The following is a 20,473-nucleotide window of genomic DNA, read 5'->3' on the forward strand; positions in this document are numbered from 1 at the left end:
GAGGTCGATCAGGCCTGGAAGGCCGCTTCGAGGTTGGTCACCAGCGTCTGCCACGCCGCGACGGGCTCGGCCTTGCCGGTGAGGATGCTGACCTCGGCGCCGCCCCAGTACTGCCACACGGCACCCATCTCGGGGATGGCGGGCATCGGCTGGCCCTCGGCACCGGCCTCACCGAAGCCGGCGAGGATCTCGTCGGAGACCGCGTCGGCGGACTCGTTCAGGGCAGGCATGCGGCCGCCCATCTCGAACAGCGTGTCCTGGGTCTCCTTGGTGCCCATGAAGTCGAGGAACTGCTGCGCGAGCAGCTGGTTCTCGGACTTCGACGACAGGAACACGGCCTGGACGCCCACGAACGGGGCGGCGGGCTGGCCACCGGCCGACGGGACCGGGAGGACGGAGATGTCGAGGCCGGCGTCCACGAACTCGCCGGTCCACCAGGGGCCGGTGATGATGTACGGGGACTTGCCGTCGAGGAAGGCCTGCTTGGCCTGGTCGCCGCCGATGGACGCCGAGAGCACGCCTTCGTCGGCCAGCTTCTTCAGGTACTGCGCGAACGCCTCACCCTCGGGTCCGGCCATGCCGAGCTCCGCGGTGTAGTCGCCGTTGGCGTCGGACTTGAACACCGGGGCGCCGAACGAGGTCTGGAGCGGGTACAGGTGGTACGGGTCCCCGTTCTCGCCCTGCTGGATCACGATCGGGAACTCGGCGCCGGAGACGCCCTTGCCCTGGGCGATCAGTTCGTCGAAGGTGGCGGGGGTGTCCTGGACGAGCGCGTTGTTGCGCACGAGGCCGATGTTCTCGACCGCGTAGGGCACGCCGTAGACCTGGCCCTCGAGGCTGACGGCGCGCAGTGCGACGTCCCCGAACGCCTCGGCCTTGTCGCCGAGCTCGACGGGCGACACGACGCCGTTCTTGACGAGGTCACCCGTCGCGTCGTGCGCGGTCACGATCAGGTCGGGGCCCTCACCGGTCGGGACCTGCGCAATGAAGTCGTTCTTGATGTCGGCCGACGGCTTCTGGACGACGTCCAGGGCGACGCCGGTCTCGGCGGAGAAGGTCTCGCCCAGCGTCTTGAACGCGTCGATGCGGGTCTCGTCGGCCCACACGGTCAGGCTGCCGGCGGCAGCGGGAGCCGACGACGTGGTGGCGGCGGCGCTGGTGGTGGCGTCGCCGGTGGCAGAGGGGGTGCTGGTCGACGACCCGCTGCCGCAGGCGGCGAGCGTCAGGGAGAGCCCGACCGCGGCTGCGGCGAGGAAGCTCTTGCGCATGTGTGTAACTCCTTCGTCATCCGGGCCGCTCCACTGCAGCCCGTTCTGATGTGAATCGTAACGGTTTTTGCAACGCTTGCAAGTCTGTTGCATAACACTTCGATAACAACTGGCTGAGCCCACGGCCCCGCTTGGTGAGACCGCGATCCAATCCGAGCCCCACGGCGCCGAATGTGAACGATCTCATTCTGCAACGCTTTCTGCAAGACCGTTGCAAAGTTTGCCGGACACCTGCAAACTATCCCTCGACACGTTGCAGCAGACGGTGCTCTCAAGGAAGAGGAGACCATGATTCCCACCCGCGCGAGGCTGGCCGACCTGGCCGCCGCCGCCGGCGTCTCGACGGCGACGGTCTCCAGAGTCCTCAACGGCAAGCCCGGCGTCGCCGACGCCACGCGCGCCTCCGTACTGGCGACGCTCGAGACACTCGGCTACAGCACGGAACCCGAGCCCGCGGAGAGCGCCGGCCTCATCGCCGTCATGGTCCCGGAGCTGGCCAACCCGTCCTTCGCCTCGTTCGCCAACGAGCTCGCGTTGGTCCTGACGGCGGCCGGCCGCCAGATGATCCTCTGCACCGCCGGCCCCGGCGGCACCAGCGAGGAGCAGTATCTCGACGCCCTGCTCGGGGTCGAGATCGCCGGGATCATCTCCGTCTCCGGCACCCCAGCCGACACCGAGGCATCCCCCGAGCACTACCAGCGGCTGATCGACGCCGGCGTCCCCGCCGTGTTCATCAACGGGTACAACCCGTCCGTCGACGGCGCCTTCTTCTCCTGCTCCGACGCCGAGGCCGTCTCGATGTCCGTCGCCCACCTGCGCTCCTACGGGCACGAGCGGATCGGGCTGGCGGTGGGCCAGATGCGCTATCTGCCCAGTCGCCGCAAGCACGCCGCGTTCCTCGGCCTCGGCTTCGACGAGCGCTCGGTGGTGTCGACGCTGTTCACCGTCGAGGGCGGTCAGGCCGCCGCGGCACGCCTCCTGGACGCCGGCCACACCGCGCTCGTCTGTGGGTCCGACGTCATGGCGCTGGGCGCCATCCGGGAGGCACGCTCCCGCGGCCTCGAGGTGCCCGGCGACGTGTCGGTGGTCGGCTACGACGACTCCGCCCTCATGGCCTTCACCAACCCGGCGCTGACGACGGTCCGGCAGCCCGTCGCCGTGATGACGCAGGCCGCCGTCGGCTCCCTCCTCACCGCGATCCGCGGCCTCCCCACCGACCCGACCGAGATGCTGTTCCACCCCGATCTGATCATCCGACACTCGACAGGACCCTGTGCATGACCGCTGAATGGTGGCGAGACGCCGTCATCTACCAGATCTACCCCCGTTCGTTCGCCGATTCGACCGGCGACGGCTACGGCGACATACCCGGCATCATCTCCCGGATCGACTACCTGGCCGCGCTGGGTGTCGACGCGATCTGGCTGTCCCCCTTCTACCGCTCCCCCATGGCGGACGCCGGCTACGACGTCGCCGACTACGAGGAGATCGATCCGCTCTTCGGGAACCTGACTGACGCCGACCGGCTCATCGAGGCCGCGCACGCGGCCGGGCTGCGGGTCGTGGTGGATCTGGTGCCCAACCACACCTCCGACGAGCACCGCTGGTTCCGGGAGGCGGTGGCGGCCGGCCCCGGCTCGCCGGAGCGGGAGATGTACCTGTTCCGCGACGGGCGGGGCACGCACGGCGAGTTGCCTCCGAACAACTGGAAATCGGTCTTCGGCGGGCCGGGTTGGACCCGGCTGACGGCGCCCGACGGCACGCCCGAGCAGTGGTACCTCCACCTGTTCGACGTCAAGCAGCCGGACCTCGACTGGTCGACCGAGCGCGTGCGCGCGGCGTTCGACGGGGTCCTGCGGTTCTGGCTGGACCGAGGCGTCGACGGCTTCCGGGTCGACGTCGCCCACGGCCTCGTCAAGGCCGAGGGCCTGCCGGACGACGGCGATGAGCAGTCCCTGCTCGACGGCCAGTCCGGGCCCATGTGGGACCAGGACGGCGTGCACGACGTCTACCGTCGCTGGCGGCGCGTCCTCGACTCCTACGACGGCGACCGCTCGCTCGTGGCCGAGGCCTGGGTGGCCGACCCCGCGCGCCTCGCGCTCTACCTGCGTCCGGACGAGATGCACACCGCCTTCAACTTCCAGTTCCTCGACTCCCCGTGGGACGCCGCGTCGTACCGCGAGGTGATCACCGCGACGATGGCCGCCGACGAGGCGGTCGGGGCCCCGACGACCTGGGTGCTGAGCAACCACGACGTGCTGCGGCACGTCAGCCGCCTCGGCCTCCGGGAGCCGGGCTCCAGCCACGAGGGCCTCGGCGCCGCCGACGAGCAGCCGGACAACGTCGTGGGCCTGCGCCGTGCCCGCGCGGCGACGCTCATGATGCTGGCGCTGCCGGGATCGGCCTACCTGTACCAGGGTGAGGAACTGGGGCTGCCGGACCACACGACGCTCCCCGACGACGTCCGCCAGGATCCCGCCTGGTTCCGCTCCGACTTCACCAAGCCGGGCCGCGACGGCTGCCGCGTCCCGATGCCGTGGACGGCCGACGCCCCCGGGCTCGGATTCTCCCCGACTGGACGCACCTGGCTGCCGCAGCCGGACTCGTACCGTGACGCGGCCGCCGACCGGCAGGTAGACGTCGCCGGGTCCACCTGGTCGATGTACCGCGACGCGCTGGCGCTGCGCCGCAGCCTCGGCCTCGGCCGCGGCGAAGTGGAGTGGATAGACGCCGGCGCCTCGGTCGTCGCCTTCGACAACGGGCCGGTCCGCGTCCTCACCAACATCCTGGGCGCCCCCGTCGACCTGCCGGAGGGCTACCGCGTGCTGCTCAGCAGCCACGCGCTGCCGGGGCGCGTGCTGCCGACCGACGCGACGGTGTGGCTCACCGCCGAGTGACGCCCGCCCGCCGGGACCCCGACCCGCTGCTGGGAAGGGGTTCCGCCCCGGCTATGCTTGGCCGCGAGTCCGTGGGCGACGGTGCCGGGACCTGAGATACGCAAAGGAGTCACGTTGCCTAGCAGGACTGTGACCGTCGGATCGGTGGTGGGTCTCCACGCCCGCCCCGCGGCCCTCATCGCGGCGGCCGCCGGCGAATACGACGACGACATCACCATCTCGATGGACGGCGCGGAGGTCGACGCGGCCTCCTCGCTGCTGATCATGACGCTCGGCGCCGAGAAGGGCGCGCAGGTCACCGTCGAGTCGGACAACGCGGACGCCGTCGAGCGCATCGCCGCGATGATCGAGCAGGACCTCGACGCCTAGCGCGAGCTGAGGTCAGCGACGGCCGCCACGGTCGCGTCGGCGATGGCCCCCAGCCTCGCCCGCACCGTGGCCGTGTCGACGGCCGACAAGGTGTCGCAGGCGCGGTGGTAGCAGGGGTCCGGCGCGACGGCCGCGGACATGTCGAAGATCTCCCCCGACAGGCCGAGCGGAAGCATGGACCCGCTGTGCACCCCTGCTGCCGGGATCCCGGCTGCGGTGAACGGGGCGTCGTCGGATTCAGCCGCGACGTCGATGAGCCGGGCGGAGGGCCCGACGGCGTCGAGGAGTGCCTCGGCAGGGGCTCCCGTGCCGTGGATCCCGATGTCACCGAAGGGTGAGGCGATTGTGTCGAGGTTGAGGTAGGCGGCGAGAGACTCTTTCGCCGCCTGGTCGAGCGCCTGCACGTAGGCGGTCGAGCCGAGCACTCCCTGCTCCGTGCCGTCCCAGAACGCGAACCGGGCTCCCGGCGCGCCGCGCGCGGCCAGTTCCTCCGCCACCGCCAACGCCACCGACACCCCGGAGGCGTTGTCGTTGATGCCGGGGCTCTCGGCGACGGAGTCCAGATGCGCCCCGACCAGCACCGGGTCCGCCGCGCCGTCAGGGCGCTGGGCCAGGAGATTGGTGACCGGCACCGTCTCGTGCCCGGGATCGACGGTGACCCGGACCACGACCTCACCGCCCCGCAGCCCGGCGCGGAGGGCGTCGCCCGCCTCGTGCGTGAGACCCAACGCCGGCACCACGTCGGCGCGGCCCGCGAGGTCGCCCCGGAGGGGGCCTTCGCCCGCGTCGTTCTGCACGAGCACAGCCAGCGCCCCGGCCCGCTCGGCCAGATGAGCCTTGTCCGCGAACGAGCAGCGGCCCCGCTGCACCAGGACGATGGAGCTGTCGGCCTGCGCGTAGTCGGACGCGGTGCAGCCGGTGGGGTCGGTGGTGGCCAGCAGCGGAGCGGTCAGCGAACCGGCCACCGGGGAGCCGACCATCGCGATGACCTCACCCGGATCGGAAGGGGGGCCGCTGAGCACCGTGACGTCCGCCGCGCCGGCTGAGGGATGCTCGGCGTCGAGCGTCACCCGCACGGTCTCGTAGCCGGCGTCCCGCAGCACCGACTCGACGTAGTCGAGCGCCGCGGCATGCCCCGCGGATCCGCTGGCCCGCGTCCCGCCGTTGAGGTCCGCGATCGCCTGGAACTGGCCGAGGTGCGCGAAGACGCGGTCCCCCATCCCCACTGCGGGTCCCGACTCGGCGGCCGCCGCCATCTCCGCGAACTCCACCGGCTCGTCGGACCCGCCGCCCTGGGCCGGCGCGCAGGCCGTGACGACGGCGACCATCGCCAGAGTCAGCATCGGTGCGCGCACCCGACAGATTGTGCCGCAGAACCGGCCGGAGCGCGAGACTGGACAGCGGGCTCTGCCAGACTGGGCTCGAGCCGAGGTCGAGGAGGCGTCGATGGTGTTGCCGGCCGGATGGTCAGAGCGGCTGCGGGTGCCGGTGGTCGCCGCGCCCATGTTCCTGGTGTCAGGGCCGGACCTCGTCGTCGCCTGCTGCCGCGCCGGCGTCGTGGGCACGTTCCCCGCGCTCAACCGGCGCAGCAGCGCGGACCTGGACGAGTGGTTGACCGCCGTCGAATCCGGGCTGGGCCCCACCGACGCCCCGTACGGCGTCAACCTCATCGTGCACGCGACGAACACACGGCTGGAGTCGGACCTGGCGGTCGTCGTCGAGCACAAGGTCCCGCTGGTCATCACGTCGCTGGGCGCCGTCCCCGAGGTGGTCGCGGCCGTCCACAGCTACGGGGGCGTCGTGTTCCACGACATCACCACCCTGCGCCACGCGCGCAAGGCCGCCGCGGCGGGGGTGGACGGCCTCGTCCTCGTGGCGGCCGGCGCAGGAGGGCACGCGGGCACCGTCAATCCGTTCGCGCTCGTCGCCTCGGTGCGGCCGTGGTTCGACGGCACGATCCTGCTCGCCGGCGCGATGAACACCGGGGCCGACGTCGTGGCCGCCCGCGCGCTCGGCGCCGACCTCGCCTACCTCGGCACCCGATTCCTCGCCACCCACGAGTCCCTGGCCCCCGACGCCTACCGGGCCATGGTCGTGGCCGCCGGGGCCTCGGAGGTCGTGTACACCCCGGCCGTGAGCGGCATCCCGGCGAACTTCCTGGCCGCCAGCCTGGAGGCGGCGGGCATCGACCCCGCCGGGCCGCCGGCGGGGACCGAGGACGTCAAGGCCTGGCGCGACGTGTGGTCGGCCGGACACGGCGTCGCCGGCATCACCGACGTGCCCACGGTCGCCGAACTGGTCGACCGGCTCGACACCGAGTACCGCGCCACCCTCACCCGACTACAAGGAGAGCCATGAGCAGCGTGCTGCTGACCCGCGACGACGGCGTCGCGACCCTCACCCTCAACCGCCCGGACCGGCTCAACGCCTTCACCCTCGACATGGGGCGCGAATTCGTCGCTGCGCTGCGCGAGGCCGACGCCGACGACGCGGTGCGAGCCATCATCGTCACCGGGTCCGGGCGGGCGTTCTGCGCCGGGATGGAACTGTCGGACAGCGACAACGTCTTCGGCTTCGACCCGCGGATGGACCTCACCCCGGCGGAGCTCCGGGAGCGCTGGGCGGAGCCGGAGGTCACCGAGGGAGCCCGGGAACCGGGCGGCAAGCTCACCCTGGCGATCCTCGAATGCCGCAAACCCGTCATCGCGGCCATCAACGGCCCCGGTGTCGGCATCGGGTCGACGATGACGCTGCCGATGGACGCCCGGCTGGCCTCCACCGACGCCCGCATGGGGTTCGTGTTCGCGCGGCTGGGGATCACGCCGGAGGCCTGCTCGACGTGGTTCCTGCCGCGTATCGTCGGTCCCTCGCGGGCCCTGGACCTGCTCTACAGCGGCGACATCATCCCGGCCGAGCGGGCCCTCGAGATCGGCCTGGTCGACTCGGTCCACTCCCCCGCCGATCTGCTCGCCGCCGCCCGCGCCGTCGCGGACCGGATGACGCTCGGTCGCTCCGCGCACGCCGTCGCGCTCACGCGGCAGCTCGTCTGGCGGCACCTCGCCAGCGACGACGTGCTCGGGGCGCACCTGGCGGAGTCGCTGGCCCTGCGCCACGCCGCGCACGGGGACGGCCGCGAGGGCGCGCTCGCGTTCCTGGGCAAGCGCGAGGCGCGGTTCACGCAGCCGGCGCCCGAGTCGTTCGGGCACGTGTTCCCGTCGGAGGACTGAGCCGGGGTCAGGAGTCGTCGCGCAGGTCGGCCGCGTCGAGCTCCCGCTCCATCCGCAGGATGAGCTCGGGCGTCATGGGCGGCAGCGGACCGGTGTCCTGCAGCCCCGACAGCGCCACGGGTGAGAGGAGCTCGTCGAGGGCCTCAGCGCTGATCCGGCCGTCCTTGAGCACGAGGTCCCGGACCGGGCGGCCGGTGCGCAGCGCCTCCTTCGCGATCCGCGTCGCCGTCGCGTAGCCCAGCACCGGCAGCAGCGCGGTGACCACGCCGACGGATTGGTTCACCTGCGCCCGCGTCCGGTCGACGTTGGCCGTGATCCCGTCGACGCAGTTGATGCGCAGCGTCCGCACGGCCCGTCGCAGCCAGGTCGAGTTCTGCAACAGGACGTGCGCCATGACGGGCTCGAAGGCGTTGAGCTGCAGCTGGCCCGCCTCGGACGCCATCGCGACCGTGACGTCGGCCCCGGCGATGACGAAGGCGACCTGGTTGACCGCCTCGGGGATGACCGGGTTCACCTTGCCGGGCATGATCGAGCTGCCGGCCTGAACCGGGGGCAGGACGATCTCGGCGAACCCCGCCTGCGGGCCCGAGCTGAGCAGCCGCAGATCGTTGCAGATCTTCGACAGCTTCATGGCCGCGCGCTTCATCACCGACGACGTCGACATGAACACGCCGGTGTCGCTGGTGGCCTCGATGAGGTCGCCCGCCTGCATGAGGTCGGGCAGACCCGTGATCTCGCGCAGATGGCGGATCACGGCAGGGCCGTACTCGGGCGACGCGGTGATGCCGGTGCCGATGGCGGTCGCGCCGAGGTTGAGCTCCATCAACAGGGGGCGCACGTCCTCGAGGCGGTCGATGTCCTCCCCCAGCGTGGTGGAGAAACCGCGGAACTCCTGGCCGAGCGTCATCGGCACCGCGTCCTGCAGCTGGGTGCGGCCGACCTTCAGCACCTCACGGAACTCGCGGCCCTTGGTCGCGAACGAGTGGCGCAGCAGCCGCATCTCGTCGGCCAGCTTCGTGAGGGCGGCGATGAGGCTGAGCTTCACCGCGCTGGGATACGTGTCGTTGGTGGACTGCGACCGGTTGACGTGGTCGTTGGGTGAGAGGAACGCGTAGTCGCCGAAGGGGCGGCCGGCGAGCTCGAGCGCGCGGTTCGCGATCACCTCGTTGACGTTCATGTTGGTCGAGGTGCCGGCGCCGCCCTGGATGACCCCGACGACGAACTGGTCGTGCAGGTGCCCGTCGATGATGTCCTGCGCGGCCCGGTCGATGAGCTCAGCGCGCTCGCCGTCGAGGGCGCCGATGTCGCGGTTGGCGCGGGCGGCGGCCTGCTTGACCTGCGCGTAGGCGACGATCAGGTCTGGGTAGACGCTGATCTCGCGGCGACTGATCCGGAAGTTGTTCACGGCGCGGGCCGTGTTGATGCCCCAGTAAGCCTCATCCGGGAGCTCCATCTCTCCCAACGAGTCGCGCTCGATCCGCACTGGCCGTCCCTTCCCGTCGCTTCCTCCGCCACGCTACCGGCGCGGTTAGATGAGGGTATGGAATTCGAGCTGATCGCATGGGTCGCCCTGCGCGATCAGGCCGGGCGGGTGCTGTTGGCGCGCCGCGACGGGACGGGGCGGGGCGACGGTCTGTGGAACCTGCCCGGCGGTCACGTCGAGCCGGGCGAGACGATCGCGGTGGCGGCGGCGCGCGAGGCCTCCGAGGAGGTCGGCGCCCGCCTGGACCCCACGGCGCTGCGGCACGTGGGCGTGCAGCGCTTCGACGTGCCGTACGCGGACGGGCGGGTGCAAGGGTTCAACTTCTTCTTCGACACCGACGTCTGGCACGGCCGGCTCGCGCCCGGGGAGGCCACGTCGGAGCTCGGCTGGTTCGAGCCGCGCGACCTGCCGGCCGACGTCCTGCCCTGGCTGCCCGCGGCTATCGCCGCCCACTGGCTCGAGGGCCGGTTCTGGGTGGAGACCGTCGGCTAGGCGGACCGGCGGAGCACCGCCGCGGCTTCCAGCGCCAGCCATGCCTGCAGCTGTGCGGCGAGTTCGACGGTGTCCGCGACGGGTCCTGCCCCGGCGGGCGTGGTGTCCTGCGGGAAGACGGTGACCGGCCGGTGCCGCCAGCCGCGGACCTCGCGGCCCGACCACAGGGCCTCGGCGGTGGCGCCGACGAGGTCGGCGGCCGCGGCGCGGGCGTCGGCGGGGATTCGCGGATCGCGGGCCGCGAGCGCCAGGTAGCGGACGAGGATGCCGGTGAACAGTCCCCCGTCGCCGCCGCCGTGGGTGCGCAGGACCGCGGTGCCCGGGTGTGTGAGGCGGGTGCCGACGGCGCCCAGCAGGCGGGTTGCGTCGTCGACCCGGCCGAGTTCCAGCATCACCGCCAGCACAGGGCCCTGGTTGTAGGTGAACACGTGCGGCACGAGGGTGGGGCGGCCGTCGACGCGGCGGAGCCCGTCGCGCAGCAGCCCGGTGTCGGGGTCCGCGAGGTGGGCCAGCAGCCAGTCGAGGAGCCGGCCCGCCGCGACCCGGTCCCCCGTCCGGGCGAGGTAGAGGGCGATCGGCGCGGTGGCGGCGGTGTTCTTGAAGTCCCGGTCGGTGCTCCAGAAGGCCCCACCGCCCCAGTCGTCGGTGATGGCGCCGCGTAGCGCCCGTTCGAGCCCGCGAGCAGGGCGGCCGGCGCGGTGCGCCGCCAGCGCCAACCAGGCCATGTCGTCGTAGAACCCGTTGCGGAGGCGGCCCCAGTTCCGCAACCGGATGCCGCGCAGGTGCCGCCGGATGAGGCGCTCGCTGACGACGGGAGACCCACGGCCGTGGGCGTCGACCATGCAGTCGAGCAGGTGCGCCTGCCACCAGTAATGCCAGTCGCGGTGCACCCGGCCCGGACGGGAGGTGCGGGCCAGGTGCGTGCCGGGCAGGCCGAGCGCGCGGGCGCCGAACAGGGTCAACACCGAGCGGGCGGCCTCATCGGCACGCGGCGCGGTCACGCCAGGCGCTGGAGGAACAGGGCCTCGGCGAGCGCCGCCTTGGCGAAGTCGCCGAGGTCCAGCGACTCATCGACCCCGTGCATGTGCGACGTCGGGTCCGTCACGGCCGTGACGAGCACCAGGGCGCCGGGGTTGCGGTCGGCGAACTCGGCGACGATGGGGATGGAGCCGCCGACGCCGATCTCCACAGGCGCGACGCCGAACGCCTCGGCGAACGCGTCGAGGGCGGCGCGGGCACGGTCGTCGTCGAGGGAGATGACGCTGCCCGCGCCGTTCTGGCCGGCCTCGACCTCCACCCGCGCGCCCCACGGGGCGTTGGCCAGCAGGTGGTCGCGGAGGGCGGCTTCGGCGGCGTCGGCGTCCTGGCCGGGCGCGAGCCGGAGGCTCACCTTCGCCCGCGCCGTGGGGATGAGCGTGTTGGACGCGTCCTGAACGGGGGTGGCGTCGATGGCCAGCACCGAGGCGGCGGGCCGGGTCCACATGCGGGCGGTGGCCGGTCCGTCGCCGATCCACTGCACGCCGTCGAGGAGGCCGGTCTCGTCGCGCAGGCGGTCCTCGTCGTAGTCGACGACGGGGTCCGGGTCGCTGGTGAGACCGGCGACGGCGACGTTGCCGCGCTCGTCGTGGAGCGTGGCCAGCAGCCGGCACAGCGCGGTCAGCGCGTCCGGCACCACGCCGCCGAACTGGCCGGAGTGCAGCCCCGTCCGCAGCGTGGAGACGGTGACGGTCGCGTCGACCATGCCGCGCAGGGTCGTGGTGAAGGAGGGCTCGCCGACGTTCCAGTTCACGGCGTCGGCGATGACGAACACGTCGGCGGCGAGGTCGGCGGCGTGCTGATCCAGCAGCCCGGACATGCTGGGCGAGCCGATCTCCTCCTCGCCCTCGATGAAGACCTTGACTCCGACGGGCGGCCGGCCGTCGAAGGCCCGCAGCGCGGCGAGGTGGACCCCGATACCGCCCTTGTCGTCGGCCGAGCCGCGGGCGTACAGGCGCCCGTCGCGCTCCATCGCGGAGAACGGCGCCGAGGTCCAGGCAGCGTCGTCGCCCGTCGGCTGGACGTCGTAGTGCGCGTAGAGCAGGACCGTCGGGGCGCCGTAGGGGGCCGGGAAGTGTCCGTAGACGGCCGGCTTGCCGCCGGCGTCGAGGAGCCGCACGTCCGGGCAGCCGAGGTCGCGCAGCAGGTCCGCGACGCCGTCGGCGGCGGCCAGGACGTGATCGTGGTGGTCCGGGAGGGACGACACCGAGGGGATCGCGATGAGTCGCTTGAGGTCGGTGAGGACTGAGGGCAGGACATCGGTGACGCGGTCGGTGAGGCTCATGTTCCCCACCCTACCGAGACTCCCCGATGCCCCGGCGCGGGGCCCGAGCCGTCAGGCCATCGCGGCCGGGATCGGCGCCTTCCAGGCCGACAGCGCCTCCTCCAGGCCGAGGGTCAGCAGCCCCACGAACTCGAGCTCCGGCTCGCCGGTCACCTCGCCCAGCCGTGTCACGGGGACGCCCTTCTCGGCGCACAGCGCCTCGAACGCCTCGACGTCGGCACCCGACAGCGACACCACGGCGCGGGCCGCCGACTCGGAGAACAGGGCGACGGTGGGGTCGCCCTCCGGGACAGTGACGGCGAAGCCCAGGCCGGCGCGGAACGCCGACTCCGCCAGCGCGACGGCCAGGCCGCCTTCGCTGACGTCGTGTGCCGACGACAGCAGGCCGCGGCGCGACGCCTCCCCCATGACCGCGGCCAGCGCCTTCTCGGCCTCCAGCGACACGGCCGGGGGCATGCCGCCCAGGTGGTCGTGCAGCGCCGACGCCCAGATGGAGCCGGACAGCTCCTCGCGGGTCTCGCCCAGCAGGAGGATCGCGTCGCCGGGGTGCGCGAAGCCGGACCGCAGCCGCGTGGCCACGTTGTCGATCACGCCCAGCACGCCGACGGTGGGGGTCGGCAGGATCGGGGCGGTCGCCGTCTGGTTGTACAGCGACACGTTGCCGCCGGTCACGGGGACACCCAGCTCACGACAGCCGTCGACGAGCCCGAGCACGGCCTCGGCGAACTGCCACATCACCTCGGGGTCCTCCGGGGAGCCGAAGTTCAGGCAGTCCGTGATCGCCACGGGCTCGGCGCCCGTGACGGCGACGTTGCGGTAGGACTCGGCCAGGGACAGCTGGGCGCCGAGGTACGGGTTGAGGTAGGAAAACCGCGAGTTGGCGTCGAGAGCCAGCGCGATGCCGAGGCCGGTCTCCTCGTCGATGCGCAGCATTCCCGAGTCCTCGGGCTGCGCGAGGACGGAGTTGCCGCGCACGTAGCGGTCGTACTGCTCCGTCACCCACGTCTTGTCGGCGATGTTGCCGTGGCCCAGGATCGTGAGGATCGCGGACGTGAGCGCCTCGGGCGAGTTGTCGTGCGGCAGGTCCTCGGCGCGGTCGGCGTTGACGGCGTCGAGCCACGCCGGCCGGTGGTACGGGCGCTCGTAGACGGGGCCCTCGTGGGCGACCGTCTTGGGGTCGACGTCGACGATGGTCTCGCCGTGCCACTGGATGATGAGCCGGTCGCCCTCGATGACCTCACCGACGACCGTGGCCTGGACGTCCCACTTGGCGCAGATCTCCATGAAGCGGTCGACGTTGGCGGGTTCGACCACCGCCATCATCCGCTCCTGCGACTCGCTCATGAGGATCTCCTCAGGGGCGAGGTTGGGGTCGCGGAGCGGCACGAGGTCCAGGTTGACGAACATGCCGCCGTCGCCCGCCGAGGCCAGCTCGGAGGTCGCGCAGGAGATGCCGGCGGCGCCGAAGTCCTGGATGCCGTTGATGATGCCCGCCTGGAACAGCTCCAGGGTGCACTCGATGAGGAGCTTCTCCATGAACGGGTCGCCGACCTGCACGCTCGGGCGCTTGGCCGGGCCGTCCTCGTCGAACGTCTCGGAGGCGAGGATCGAGGCGCCGCCGATGCCGTCGCCGCCCGTGGCCGCGCCGAACATGATGACCTGGTTGCCGACGCCGGTCGCCTTGGCGAAGTGCAGGTCCTCGTGGCGCAGCACGCCGACGCACAGGGCGTTGACCAGGGGGTTGCCGAGGTAGCTCTCGTGGAACTGGACCTCGCCTCCGATGTTGGGCAGGCCGAGGCAGTTGCCATAGCCCCCGACGCCGGCGACGACGCCGGGCAGGACGCGGCGGGTGTCGGACTCGTCGAGGGGCCCGAAGCGCAGTGAGTCCATCACGCCGATCGGGCGGGCGCCCATGGCGAGGATGTCGCGGACGATGCCGCCGACGCCGGTCGCGGCGCCCTGGTACGGCTCGACGAACGACGGATGGTTGTGCGACTCCGCCTTGAAGGTCACGGCATAGCCCTGCCCGATGTCGACGACGCCGGCGTTGTCGCCGATGCCGGCCAGCAGCGGGCCGCGCGGGGTGTCCTGGCTCAGTTCGCCGAACTTGCGCAGGTGCACCTTCGACGACTTGTACGAGCAGTGCTCGGACCACATGACCGAGTACATCGCGAGTTCGGCGCTGGTGGGCCGGCGGCCCAGGATCTCGCGGATCCGCGCGTACTCGTCGTCCTTCACGCCCAGCGCCGCGTACGGCTGCTCGACATCCGGCGTCTGGGCTGCGTGCTCAACGGTGTCTGCCACGGGGTCAATCTACCGTCGCGCGCTCCGCTGCGGGTAACTCGACGGCGTTCGCGGACCGCACCCGCGCCGCGACGTCTGCCTCGAAGATCTCCTCGCGGACCAGGCGGCGCAGCGTGGCCGGCGCGTCCGGGTGCTCGCTCAGCCACCGCCGTCCCGCCTCCGCGCCGTCGGCGGGGAACCCGCCGCGCACCAGCCGCATGGCGATCTCGATGGGGTGCTCCCGCCACACCGCCAGCAGCCCGGCGAGGTAGCGGTCCGTGAACGGGGCGCGCAGTGCGTCCTGACCTGGGGCGCGGAAGCCGGCGAGGAGGGCGTCGACCGCCTCGTTCGTCTCGCCGCCGACAGTGTGTGCGCGCCGCCAGGCGTCCTCCTTGAGCGTCGGGTCTGGGCGGGACATCACCGCGCGCAGGTGCGCCATACGACCCGTCGCGGTGTCGTCGGCGGCCAGAGCCGCGGCCAGTTCGGCGTCGCTCGCCGCGCCCTGCGTCGCCAGCGACTGCCAGGCCAACCAGGTGAGGTCGACCGACACCTCCAGCCCCGGGATCCCGCCGTCCAGCACCCAGCGCACGTCCTCGGGGGCCAGGGCCGCGGCGCGCAGGTACGCCTTGGCCCACAGCTGCTGCTCGGCCGAACCCGGTTCGGCGTCGAGGGCGGCCCCGCGGCCCCCCTCCCGCCAGAGCGCCGCGACGGGCGGGTCGTCGCTGTACCGGTCCAGGGCGGTGAAGGCGCGGTCCAGCAGCGTCGCCAGTACGCCGGACTGCGTCTCGCCGGCGCGGAGGACCGCCGCTACGAACGCGGCCGGGGCAATCAGCCCGGCGCGGACATCCGACCAGAGCGCGGTCCAGGCGACGGCCCTGGCCAGCGGCTCCAGGTCGGCGACGTGGTAGAGCAGGACCTCGCGGCTGCGGGCGTCCAGCTCGACGCGCGCGAAGGTCTGATCCTGGTCGTTGACGAGCACGACGTCCGGTGCGGGGAGCCCGGACGGCACCTCCACCGCGGTCTCCTGGCCCGCGATGACGACGTCGAGCCGCCGTAGCAGGGTCAGGCTGCCGTCCGTCAGGGCATAGAGGCCGACGGTGGTGGCGTGCGGGCGGTCGGCCGAGTCACCCGCCGGGGTGTCGCGGCGCACCCGCAGCCCGGCGAGGCGGCCGGCGTGCGCGTCGACGTGGGCGCTCAGCCGGTCGTGGCCCGACGTCTCCAGCCACGCCGCGATCCAGCCGCTGAGGTCCCGGTCGGTCTCGTGGTCGAGCGCGGCGATGAAGTCGGCGAGGCTGGCCGCGCCGAAGGCGTGCGTGCGGAAGTAGCGGCGGCACCCGGCGAGGAATGCGTCCAGGCCCACGTAGTGCACGAGCTGCGTGAGCGCCGCGGACCCCTTGGAGTAGGTGATCCGGTCGAAGTTGGTCTTCGCGGCCTCGAGGTCCGGGATGTCGGCGACGATCGGGTGCGTCGTCGGCATGGCGTCCGCGAGGTAGGCCCCCACTTTGCGCGACGTGGCGAAGTTGACCCAGCCGTCGGCGAACCCGCACGCCTCGACGGAGACGTGGCTGCCCATGAACTCCGCGAAGCTCTCCTTGAGCCACAGATCGCCCCACCAGCGGCAGGTCACCAGATCGCCGAACCACATGTGGCTCATCTCGTGCACCAGCGTGTTGGCGCGGCCCTGCAGCTGCGCGGGTGTCGCGGGCGAGCGGAACAGGTAGTGCTCGGTGAACGTGACCAGCCCGGGGTTCTCCATGGCGCCCAGGTTGTACTCGGGCACGAAGATCTGGTCGTACTTCGCTCCCCACGGGTACTCGCCGAAGTTGGCGGTCAGCCAGTCCAGGCCCGCCTTGGTGAGCCGGAAGAGTTCATCGGCGTCGAGGTAGCGGGCCAGGCTTTGGCGGCACATCAGGCCGAGTTCCATGTCGCCCCAGGTGTCGGTCACCCGGTGGTACGGCCCTGCCACCAGGCAGGTGATGTAGGTCGACAGCGTCCGGGTGGGCTCGAAGCCGACGCGCACGACGCCGTCGGCCACCTCCTCCCGCGACGCCGCGGGCTGGTTGGACCCGAGCCACCAGCCGGCCGGCCCCGTGAGCGAGAACGTGAACGGCGCCCGGATGTCCGGCTGCTCCAGGTTCGGAAACACGCGGCGGGCGTCGGCGGGTTCGTACTGCGTGTAGAGGTAGGTCTCGCCGTCGGCCGGGTCGACGAAGCGGTGGAGGCCCTCGCCGGTGCGCGAGTACCGGCCGCGGGCGCGGACCGTGACGGTGCAGGGCCGGCCGGTGGGGAGGCTGCTCAGCGCGATCCGGGCGCCGTCGTGCTCCACGGGCTGCGCCGTGCCGTCGACCTCGACCGCGTCGACCTCGCCGAGGAAGTCGAGCCAGGTCTCCGTCGCGAGCGAGGTGAGGTCGATCGACGACGTGACCGGGAAGGTGTCGACGTCGGGGTTCGCCGCGTCACGGATGTCGACGTCGACGCGGTACGCGTGGACGGTGACGAGGCGGGCACGCTCGGAAGTTTCGGCGTGACTGAGGTTGGCAGACGACATGGGCCCCATCCTCGCACCTGTGCCAAGCGTTCCCCGTTCGCTGAGGTCGCGCCTGCACCGTTCGCTGAGGTCGCGCCCGGTGCGCAGCACCCGGGCGAGTCTCGAAGCCGACGCCGTAGGCGTCGATCCCTTGACCCCGTTCGCTGAGGTCGCGCCCGCCTCGTTCGCTGAGGTCGCGCCCTCTCGTTCGCTGAGGTCGCGCCCGGTGCGGAGCACCCGGGCGAGTCTCGAAGCCGACGCCGCAGGCGTCGATCCCTTGACCCCATCCCCTGATGGTGTGGGAAGCCGTGACCCGACGCTCGGGCGGCCCTTGTGGCCGGGTGCCCCGTTCAGCTGACCGAGGAGTTGGGGCCGGGTAGATCGAGGCCGCCCGACCCTCGGCTCCCGTCTCCCCACACTCGTTCCGGCGGTGGCGTGAGCAGGTCCGGGTGCGTGCCGGTGGGGCGGCCCTGGGTCGGGTAGGTCCAGGCGGGACGCCAGTTTGGTGACCCTCGAGTTGGGCATCACTGCGCATTGCCGCCCCACCGTCCCGCCCCCTCGCGGACCCGTTCGCTGAGGTCGCGCCCGACGGCGGAGCCGCCCGGGCGCGTCTCGAAGCCGACGCCGCAGGCGTCGATCCCCCCAAGCCCCCCACTCTCCACAGGCGACACATTCCGCGGCACAGCGCCGGCCCCGCCAACCATCATGCCGACATGGCTTGGACATACATGTTGGAATGCGGAGACGGCTCGTACTACGTCGGCTCGACCCGGGACCTGGATCAGCGCGCCTGGGAGCACGGCATCGGGAGGGGCAGCCGCTACACCGCGCTGAGGCAGCCCGTCCGGCTGGTCTGGGCGCAGGAGTTCGACAACATCGGCGAAGCCTGGCAGATGGAGCGGAAGCTCAGCGGTTGGGGTCGGGCGAAGCGGCGTGCGTTGGTCGAGGGTCGGTTCGACGACCTGCCGGGTCTGTCGGCTCGGCGACGTCGGTCGACGGACGCCGGGTGAGGGTGATCGACGCCTGCGGCGTCGGCTTCGAGACTCGCCCAGGTGCTCCGCACCGGGCGCGACCTCAGCGAACGAGGTGGCGTCGGCTTCGAGACTCGCCCGGGTGCTGCACACCGGCCGCGACCTCAGCGAACGGGGTGGTTGGGGGATCGACGCCTGCGGCGTCGGCTTCGAGACTCGCCCGGGTGCTGCGCACCGGGCGCGACCTCAGCGAACGGATTGGCGCGACCTCAGCGAACAGGCAAGCGCGGCCTCGGTGGGCGGCTAGCGCCAGTCAGACGCGCGCGGACAGGAACTGCAGCACCGACTCGAAGAACAGGCGGCCGTCGAGCGTCGGGCTCGTCAACTCCTCGACGTTGTGCTCCGGGTGCGGCATCAGGCCGACGACGTTGCCGCGCTCGTTGGTGATCCCAGCGATGTCGTTGGCCGAACCGTTCGGGTTGTCCAGGTACCGGAAGACCACCTGGTCGTTGTCCTCGAGCTTGCGCAGCGTCTCAGGCGAGGCCTGGTAGTTGCCCTCGCCGTTCTTCAGGGCGATGGTGATCTCCTGGCCCTTCTCGAAGGCGCACGTCCACGTGGTGTCGATGGTCTCGACCCGCAGCCGCTCGTCGCGGCAGATGAAGTGCTGCCCGACGTTGCGGATCATCGCCCCCTCGAGCAGGTGCGCCTCGCACAGCAGCTGGAAGCCGTTGCAGATCCCGAGCACCGGCATGCCCGCGTTGGCGGCGTCGATGATGGTGTCCATGACCGGGCTGAACCGGGCGATCGCGCCGCAGCGCAGGTAGTCGCCATACGAGAATCCGCCGGGCAGGATGATGGCGTCGACGCCCTGCACGGAGTCAGACCCGTGCCACAGCGGCACGGCCTCGGCGCCTGTCAGCCGGACGGCGCGCAACGCGTCATGGTCGTCGAGCGACCCCGGGAACGTGACGACGCCGATGCGGGCCATCAGTCGGCCACCACGTCGAAGGACTCGATGACGGTGTTGGCGAGCAGCTTCTCGGCCGCATCCCCGATCTCCGCCAGCACCTCGGGCGTGACCTCGCCGTCGACCTCGATCTCGAACCGCTTGCCCTGACGGACGGTGAGCCCGTCGAAGCCGAGCCGCTTGAGGGCGCCGGTGACGGCCTTCCCCTGCGGGTCGAGGATCTCGGGCTTCGGCATGACGTTGACGACGACGCGTGGCATGGCCCGGATTCTAGCCCACGGCGTCCTTGCGGACGTCCGCGCGCGACGACGCCGGACAGCGTCAGCCCCGCGACAGCGCCACGTCGACGGCGGCGCGGATCTCGGCGGGCCCGGCGCCGAGGCGCCCCGCCTCCTCGACGAAGCTCGCTGCAAGCACCGCCAACCTCTGGTCCACGGCCCCGACCGTCCCGGTCACCACAGTGCCCTGGACCCGTCGGCTCGCCACGAGCCCATCTGCCTCGAGCTCCCGGTACGTCCGCATCACGGTCCCTGGAGCCAGGCCGAGGTCCTGGGCCAGCTGCCTGACCGTCGGCAGCCTCGTCCCCGAGGCCAGGGTGCCGGTGCGGATGAGCCCGGCGAGTTGTCGCCGCAGCTGCTCATACGGTGGCGTGGGATCGGCGGAGTCCACGCGCAGCGAGACGGTCACCGGGCACCGCCGTCGCGCGGCACGAGGAGGATCACGCCGGCGCCGATCAGACCCACGAGCGCGACGACGGCGCCGAGGAGGCTCACCACCCCGGCTGCCGTGACGAGGGGGACCGGCGCGAGCTGCACCAGGTCCATGCCCCCGACGAGCAGCACGGCGAACGCCGCGCCGCCGACGCCTACGCCGAGCCCGGCGACGATCCCCTCGGCGGTGATCCGGCGCAGCGCGTCGTCGACCCGCACGAGTTCCGGATCGGCGCCGTTGCGCGGACGCCGCGCCGTCATGCCGAGCCCGATGCCCGTCGCCACCAGCAGCAGCACCAGCGCGATGCCCACCCACAGGGTGTAGAAGCTGCCCGGGTACGGGCTGCGCAGCGAGCCGAAGACACCCTCGGCGGCGCCGTCGCCCTGGGTCCACGAGGCCGCCACGGCACGCCCGGCACGGCCCATGTCGTCTGGCGAGGCTGCCAGCGTCGAGAAGAGGACCGCGGTGAGGAGCAGGGCCAGCAGGCAGGCCACCCACCTGGTCAGGGCAGCAGGGAGATAGTCCCTCAGGCGCCGGTGTTCGATCCCGGCGCTGCCCCGGACACGCGCCGCCTTGTAGACGCTGCGCTGGCCCACGACGATGGCGGCCACGACGGCGGTCGCCGCGAGCAGGGGCGCAGCGAAGGCGTAGGGCCGCAGGTGTCCGAACGACACGGCGCCCACCGCCACCACCGCGCCGGCTACCATCCCGATCACCCGCCACCCGATCGTCGCACGACGCAGTGACCTCAATCCGGGGTAGACCGACTCGTCGAATGCGAGGGATCGGGCCCGCCGTCGCCCCAGCAGCAGTGCGGCGGCGAGCGCCATCACGACGGTCAGCGAGAGCAGTACCAGCGAGAAGAGTCCTGAGACGGCCATGGCGCCCTCCTTGTATCATGTAGGTGACACAAAGCTATCCCCCGGCTCACCCTTGTGTCAACACCTTGATACAACAC

18 protein-coding genes are annotated in these 20,473 nt (G+C 72.0%); 7 read left to right on the forward strand and 11 right to left on the reverse strand.

Annotated features, from left to right (window positions below; translation table 11 throughout):
* Window positions 1-8 precede the first annotated feature (8 nt).
* A complete protein-coding gene (locus BCR15_RS13205) occupies window positions 9-1,268 on the reverse strand; it encodes a sugar ABC transporter substrate-binding protein (protein ID WP_068752677.1) in 1,260 nt (419 codons plus the stop codon).
* Window positions 1,269-1,556: 288 nt separating this feature from the next.
* Here BCR15_RS13205 and BCR15_RS13210 point away from each other — a divergent pair, with 288 nt between their 5' ends.
* The 3 genes from BCR15_RS13210 (at window position 1,557) to BCR15_RS13220 (ending at window position 4,534) form a co-directional block, all read left to right on the forward strand.
* Window positions 1,557-2,549: a LacI family DNA-binding transcriptional regulator gene (locus BCR15_RS13210; protein WP_068752678.1), complete on the forward strand. Its 993-nt coding sequence runs from the start codon at window positions 1,557-1,559 to the stop codon at window positions 2,547-2,549.
* Window positions 2,546-4,165 carry a glycoside hydrolase family 13 protein gene (locus BCR15_RS13215; RefSeq protein WP_068752679.1) on the forward strand — a complete coding sequence of 540 codons (1,620 nt, stop codon included), beginning with the start codon at window positions 2,546-2,548 and terminating at the stop codon, window positions 4,163-4,165. The genes BCR15_RS13210 and BCR15_RS13215 overlap by 4 nt, the downstream gene beginning before the upstream one ends.
* A 114-nt stretch (window positions 4,166-4,279) precedes the next feature.
* Window positions 4,280-4,534, forward strand: a complete 255-nt coding sequence (locus BCR15_RS13220; RefSeq protein ID WP_068752680.1) for an HPr family phosphocarrier protein — start codon at window positions 4,280-4,282, stop codon at window positions 4,532-4,534.
* On the opposite strand, the gene BCR15_RS13225 is transcribed toward BCR15_RS13220, so the two are convergent.
* Complete coding sequence (locus BCR15_RS13225; protein WP_141680142.1) at window positions 4,531-5,889, reverse strand: M28 family peptidase; 1,359 nt, start codon at window positions 5,887-5,889, stop codon at window positions 4,531-4,533. The genes BCR15_RS13220 and BCR15_RS13225 overlap by 4 nt on opposite strands.
* 91 nt (window positions 5,890-5,980) lie before the next feature.
* Here BCR15_RS13225 and BCR15_RS13230 point away from each other — a divergent pair, with 91 nt between their 5' ends.
* Together BCR15_RS13230 and BCR15_RS13235 are read left to right on the forward strand one after the other, a co-directional pair.
* Window positions 5,981-6,892, forward strand: a complete 912-nt coding sequence (locus BCR15_RS13230; protein WP_068752682.1) for an NAD(P)H-dependent flavin oxidoreductase — start codon at window positions 5,981-5,983, stop codon at window positions 6,890-6,892.
* Window positions 6,889-7,761 (forward strand): enoyl-CoA hydratase-related protein, encoded by an 873-nt coding sequence (locus BCR15_RS13235; RefSeq protein ID WP_068752683.1) that lies wholly within the window; start codon window positions 6,889-6,891, stop codon window positions 7,759-7,761. The genes BCR15_RS13230 and BCR15_RS13235 overlap by 4 nt, the downstream gene beginning before the upstream one ends.
* Before the next feature lie 7 nt (window positions 7,762-7,768).
* Here BCR15_RS13235 and BCR15_RS13240 read toward each other — a convergent pair whose 3' ends face one another.
* On the reverse strand, window positions 7,769-9,244 hold the full coding sequence (locus tag BCR15_RS13240) for an aspartate ammonia-lyase (RefSeq protein WP_256094661.1): 1,476 nt from the start codon (window positions 9,242-9,244) through the stop codon (window positions 7,769-7,771).
* Between the two features lie 57 nt (window positions 9,245-9,301).
* Between BCR15_RS13240 and BCR15_RS13245 the strand changes: the two genes are divergently transcribed.
* On the forward strand, window positions 9,302-9,736 hold the full coding sequence (locus BCR15_RS13245) for an NUDIX domain-containing protein (RefSeq protein WP_068752684.1): 435 nt from the start codon (window positions 9,302-9,304) through the stop codon (window positions 9,734-9,736).
* Here the strand turns inward: BCR15_RS13245 and BCR15_RS13250 are convergent.
* Genes BCR15_RS13250 through pepN form a run of 4 tightly spaced genes read right to left on the reverse strand, consistent with a single transcriptional unit; the run spans window position 9,733 to window position 16,887 of the window.
* Complete coding sequence (locus BCR15_RS13250) at window positions 9,733-10,737, reverse strand: glycoside hydrolase family 76 protein (protein ID WP_068752685.1); 1,005 nt, start codon at window positions 10,735-10,737, stop codon at window positions 9,733-9,735. The two genes, BCR15_RS13245 and BCR15_RS13250, sit on opposite strands and share 4 nt — an antisense overlap.
* Window positions 10,734-12,056: a dipeptidase gene (locus BCR15_RS13255; RefSeq protein ID WP_068752686.1), complete on the reverse strand. Its 1,323-nt coding sequence runs from the start codon at window positions 12,054-12,056 to the stop codon at window positions 10,734-10,736. The genes BCR15_RS13250 and BCR15_RS13255 overlap by 4 nt, the downstream gene beginning before the upstream one ends.
* A 51-nt stretch (window positions 12,057-12,107) precedes the next feature.
* Complete coding sequence (gene purL, locus BCR15_RS13260) at window positions 12,108-14,360, reverse strand: phosphoribosylformylglycinamidine synthase subunit PurL (RefSeq protein ID WP_068752687.1); 2,253 nt, start codon at window positions 14,358-14,360, stop codon at window positions 12,108-12,110.
* A 4-nt stretch (window positions 14,361-14,364) separates the two neighbouring features.
* Window positions 14,365-16,887 carry an aminopeptidase N gene (pepN, locus tag BCR15_RS13265; protein ID WP_068752688.1) on the reverse strand — a complete coding sequence of 841 codons (2,523 nt, stop codon included), beginning with the start codon at window positions 16,885-16,887 and terminating at the stop codon, window positions 14,365-14,367.
* Window positions 16,888-17,579: 692 nt separating this feature from the next.
* Here pepN and BCR15_RS13270 point away from each other — a divergent pair.
* Window positions 17,580-17,876 carry a GIY-YIG nuclease family protein gene (locus BCR15_RS13270; protein WP_068752689.1) on the forward strand — a complete coding sequence of 99 codons (297 nt, stop codon included), beginning with the start codon at window positions 17,580-17,582 and terminating at the stop codon, window positions 17,874-17,876.
* A gap of 274 nt (window positions 17,877-18,150) precedes the next feature.
* Here BCR15_RS13270 and purQ read toward each other — a convergent pair whose 3' ends face one another.
* The 4 genes from purQ to BCR15_RS13290 form a co-directional block, all read right to left on the reverse strand.
* Entirely contained in the window at window positions 18,151-18,825 is a 675-nt protein-coding gene (gene purQ, locus BCR15_RS13275) for a phosphoribosylformylglycinamidine synthase subunit PurQ (protein ID WP_068752690.1), read from the reverse strand.
* Window positions 18,825-19,064, reverse strand: coding sequence for a phosphoribosylformylglycinamidine synthase subunit PurS (purS, locus tag BCR15_RS13280; RefSeq protein WP_068752691.1), 240 nt, complete (start codon window positions 19,062-19,064; stop codon window positions 18,825-18,827). The genes purQ and purS overlap by 1 nt, the downstream gene beginning before the upstream one ends.
* 61 nt (window positions 19,065-19,125) lie before the next feature.
* On the reverse strand, window positions 19,126-19,491 hold the full coding sequence (locus tag BCR15_RS15385; RefSeq protein WP_068752692.1) for a GntR family transcriptional regulator: 366 nt from the start codon (window positions 19,489-19,491) through the stop codon (window positions 19,126-19,128).
* Window positions 19,488-20,396, reverse strand: coding sequence for a hypothetical protein (locus BCR15_RS13290; RefSeq protein ID WP_068752693.1), 909 nt, complete (start codon window positions 20,394-20,396; stop codon window positions 19,488-19,490). Before BCR15_RS13290 ends, BCR15_RS15385 begins: the two co-directional genes overlap by 4 nt.
* Window positions 20,397-20,473 lie beyond the last annotated feature (77 nt).

The sequence above is a fragment of the Tessaracoccus lapidicaptus genome (genome assembly GCF_001693815.1).
Classification (GTDB): Bacteria; Actinomycetota; Actinomycetes; order Propionibacteriales; family Propionibacteriaceae; genus Arachnia; species Arachnia lapidicapta.